A 2,931-nucleotide genomic window follows, 5' to 3' on the forward strand; every position below is an offset into this window, starting at 1 on the left:
CTAAATCACTTTGATAAAATACCTCTTCAACTATGGAAGGTGTTTGTAAAAATAATGGGTTGTAGTACATTTGAACAGTTATTTTGCTGCCTCACTTTGTGCACTTTTTGTGCCATTGTGGGGCTTTTTTATAACTGTTCATATCTTATAACCCAATGTGGGTAACTGTTTCAAATTATCAGGTTGACCCTATTTAGTCATCTCCTGTAATGATGATGGGCGACCTTGTATCTCTTAATTTTTAATGAGTTGTCTTCACTGCAAGACGTTGTAAAGACCAACTGGCGGGTGTTTGGGTCATAGTTACCGACCTGGTGCTTGCATTCCCCAGGTTTAACAGGCCTCCAAAAGGGCCTTCAATTCCTCTTCCCCTAACTCCTGCCTGGTTAAAAACAATCTCATAATTAGGAATTGCTTCGTCGGTAACAAGGAAATAATAATTATCGGTTCCTACAGGCTCACCTGCCGAATAGATGAAACCTGCATCAAGTTTTTTTTCTAAAATAGGTAAATGATTTTCGTCCAGCCTGGGAAATTTATTAGTATTTCCACCTGAGGGTGCCGGATATAAAAGTGTCATAGTTCCTGACTGGTCAATATCAAAAACATAAACATACCTGAGTTTCCCGTCCCAGTTTGCAGCAACATCTTTTTTACCTACTATATACAAATTAAATTGTTCGCCAACCTTTATCCCTTCATTGCCAATAATCTTATTTGTGTTACTCGCTTTTAATTCCAGTTTGAAAGGAAATTTATCCTCCCCGCCAGGCGGTATAATATTAAGCCAACCTCTCACTTTTGAAAGCCGAAGGGTATATTCAGCAATGCTATCCGTTACATAATTATACGAATGGATAGTATCTGTTGTAATTTCAAAAGTTTTTGTTTGTAAAGGCATCATTCCAAGACTGTCTGTAACCGAGAGCTGTGTCCGCACCAGTCCGTACGAAAGGGAATTACTATTGCCGAGAGTGCCAAACAGCGCATATTGGGCATCGTTAGGATTACTTACGATCTGTAAATTTCTGTAAGTACGTAAGAGAGATTTTAAAGAATCTGCAAGCGACTGTGGCGGTGGAATATTTATATTTACTTTTTGATTGCCGGCGATCTTTTTTAAATTGTTCACCGAGAAATCATCCACTTCAATTGCTCCCTTGTTAGCGTCAACATACCGCCACTTGCCATTAACAAAATAAAAAGAAATATCCGGGTCGTTGTTTCTAAAATCATTTATTAAATGAAAACTATTCTTGGCATCACCAATTGTTGTAGCATACTCCAATACTTTTTGATATGGCAGTTTTGAATCGGGGATATATATTTTTAAAAAAGGTGCAGTGGATGAAACCCAATTAGTAACTTCAAATAATTCTCCCGGTTTAATATTTTTATCACCTTCAATAATCTCACCTTCTGAAAGGTTGGGTCCTAAAACAGTCGTGACTTTTATTTTCGTAGTCCCGTTAACGTTAGTCAACTCATTGCCTTCATTTAACCCTATTACCAGGCCGCCTTCCAACTTCACCCTGCTATCATCTACGCTGTCGACTGCAATCAAGATTTTGTCAGGTAAGCTTCCCTGGGCAAATCCACACAAAGTTCCGCTCAATCGCTCAACATCTCCCGCCATTACCGGCTCTTGTATAATTCCGTTGCTTCTTAATATTGCATGAATGGCTGTAAACAAATTATTTGCTGAAGCGTTAACGTCCTGTTGTTTTATTGCTGTTAGTAATGCGATTGTGAAAGCGCCGTGCGGCACACCGTTTTCATCTGTTTGTTCCTGCGCCAATTCATCTGCCTGAACGGCTGAGAGAATAAGATACTTACTGTCTTTTCTGCTGTCCGGCGAAACGGGGTTGGAAGGATCTCTGGCATCGTAGTTGCCGGAAGGCATGTACCTGAATTTAGGCGGCGAGTTTTGAATTCCACGGGCAATAGTTCCGCTATGACAACAATCAAAAATACACGTTAGTATTACGCCCTTGTCAATAAATTTGTCGAACAACGCAGCTAATTCTTTATTCCTGATATCCGGAATATTTTTTTTCCAATAATCAACAGGGACAATAGTTTGGTCGAGGTGATTGTCTGCCTTGTTCAATGAATTTTTAACCTGGCTGCCATGACCGGCATAATAAATAAAGGCGATGTCGCCCTTGTGGCATTCTTTTAAAAGGTCATTTATTGACTTTAAAATATTATCTCTTGTTGCCTGTTCGTTATAAAGTTCTTTTATATTATTATTCGGGAAATTGTATTTGGCATTAATCAATATTTTTATAGACAGGGCATCATTTTTACATCCATCTAATTCGGGAAACGGAGATCTATCCGTTGCTTTATAACTATCAATCCCAATAACAAGCGCCCTTTTTTGTTGAGCGTTAGTTATGACAGAGTAAATCAAAATCAGAATAAATAAAATTGAAGTTTTCATGATAATTCAATTTTTTAATTATTTAAGAACACGGTGAAGTTCTATGCAGTTTTTGACAGGAGAGGGATTTTGAAGAGTTAATAAATTTAATTTTTTTTTGGTTGTAGTTTTCAAGTTCCAGTCTTTTGGTTTTAAATATCCGTCAGAAGTTACCAAAAAATCAAATTAAAGCAGCCATAAATTCTTAGCAAAAAGCACACAGTTTTCTTTTATGGCTACTTTAATATGGCGTAACTGGTAGTGGAGATAATCAGTTAGTTAATTGCCAGGTATATTCATACCCGGTGTAAGTTGTGTAAGGTCCCCAGTAGAGATAAGAACCATCATCGAAAGTGGCCTTTCCATACAAACGTGTATTGCCAGGAACGGCCCATGTTACTTTTCTATCGTACGGAGCGATGGTTCCCCTGAAAGATCCATTCACATAGATATCAATAGAATATCCGGTGTAGTTGTCGATAACAATATCGCTGTAACTGGCTCCA

General features: G+C 38.1%; 2 protein-coding genes. Both read right to left on the bottom strand.

All coding sequences use genetic code 11. The annotated features are described in order from the left end of the window. Positions 1 to 241: 241 nt before the first annotated feature. The gene (locus ACO1O5_RS17980) at positions 242 to 2,446 is read right to left on the bottom strand and encodes a caspase family protein (RefSeq protein ID WP_486272683.1); all 2,205 of its coding nucleotides are present in this window, start codon (positions 2,444 to 2,446) and stop codon (positions 242 to 244) included. 250 nt (positions 2,447 to 2,696) lie between these two features. Next, on the bottom strand, positions 2,697 to 2,931 hold a 235-nt coding region (locus ACO1O5_RS17985; protein ID WP_486272684.1), incomplete at its 5' end, for a hypothetical protein.

This window comes from Ginsengibacter sp. (assembly GCF_057362405.1).

Coding starts and splice junctions, on each gene's coding strand:
- ACO1O5_RS17980 (WP_486272683.1), bottom strand. CDS start 2,446: ATGAAAACTTCAATTTTATTTATTCTGATTTTGATTTACTCTGTCATA.